Genomic DNA, 1,490 nt, shown 5'->3' on the forward strand with positions numbered 1-1,490 from the left:
TACTTCGAGGCCCGCGCGAAGGACCGCTCCGGCGCCGCCCTGCAGGCGCTCCTCGCCTTGGGTGCACCGACTGCGCGGGTGCTCCGAGACGGTGTCGAGACCGAGGTGCCGACCGCAGCACTGCAGGTCGGGGACCGGTTCGTGGTCCGTCCCGGTGAACGCATCGCCACCGACGGGACCATCACCGATGGCACGAGCGCGATCGACACCAGCGTGATGACCGGGGAAGCGGTCCCCGTCGAGGTTGGCCCAAGCGACGCTGTCACCGGTGCGACCGTGAACGTCGGCGGCCGACTCATCGTCGAAGCCACCCGCGTCGGCCAGGACACGGAGCTTGCCCGCATCGGCCGGCTCGTCGTGTCCGCGCAGACCGGCAAGGCCGAGGTGCAGCGCCTCGCCGACCGGGTCTCCGCCGTGTTCGTCCCGATCGTCATGGGCCTGGCGGTGCTGACCCTCATCGGATGGCTGCTGCTCACCGGCGACGTGCAAGCCGCGTTCACCGCCGCCGTCGCGACCCTGGTGATCGCCTGCCCCTGCGCCCTGGGGCTGGCAACTCCCACCGCGCTGCTCGTCGGCACCGGACGTGGCTCCCAGCTCGGGATCCTCATCCGCGGACCCCAGGTCCTCGAGGCCACCCGCCGGATCGACACCGTCGTGCTCGACAAGACCGGCACCGTCACCACCGGCAAGATGAGCGTCCACCAGGTCACCGCCGTCGGAGGGGAAACCGACACCCGAGTGCTCGCCCTCGCCGCCGCCGCGGAAGCAGGATCCGAACACCCGATCGCCCGCGCCATCACCGCAGCCGGCACCGACCACCCCACCGCGGAATCGTTCCAGTCCACCGCCGGGCTCGGCGTCCAAGCCGTCGTCGACGGCACCCTCGTGCTCGTCGGCCGCCCCGCGTGGTTGACCGACCAGTGGGCCATCACCATCCCCGAAGCGGTCACGGACGCGGTCCGGACCGCGGAACAGGGCGGCGCGACCGCGGTCGTTGTCGCATGGGACGGCGCAGCCCGCGGCGTCATCAGCGTCGCGGATACCATCGCGCCGACCAGCCCGGACGCGATCCGTCGCCTGCACGACATGGGGCTGCGCACGATCATGCTCACCGGCGACGCTGAAGACGTCGCCCGGACGGTCGCCGCCGAGGTCGGCATCGACGACGTCGAAGCCGAGGTGCGCCCCGAAGACAAGTACCGGACCGTCATCCGGCTGCAGCAGCAGGGCCGGTCCGTGGCGATGATCGGCGACGGCGTCAACGACGCCGCCGCTCTCGCCGCCGCGGATCTCGGGATCGCGATGGGTAGCGGCACCGACGCGGCCATGGAAGCCGCCGACATCACCCTCATCCGAGCGGACCTGAGCGCCGCCGCGGACGCGATCGCGCTCGCCCGCCGCACCCTCGGCACGATCAAGGTGAACCTGTTCTGGGCCTTCGCCTACAACGTCGCCGCGATCCCGCTCGCGATGGCCGGCCTGCTGAACCC

Annotated in this window: 1 protein-coding gene; it reads left to right on the forward strand. The window is 71.8% G+C overall.

Annotation, left to right across the window (positions count from 1 at the left end; translation table 11 throughout):
* Nucleotides 1-1,490, forward strand: a 1,490-nt coding sequence (locus DEJ00_RS18155) for a cation-translocating P-type ATPase (protein ID WP_111058335.1), incomplete at both ends; no start/stop codon positions are given.

The organism is Curtobacterium sp. MCLR17_039 (genome assembly GCF_003234745.1).
Classification (GTDB): Bacteria; Actinomycetota; Actinomycetes; order Actinomycetales; family Microbacteriaceae; genus Curtobacterium; species Curtobacterium flaccumfaciens.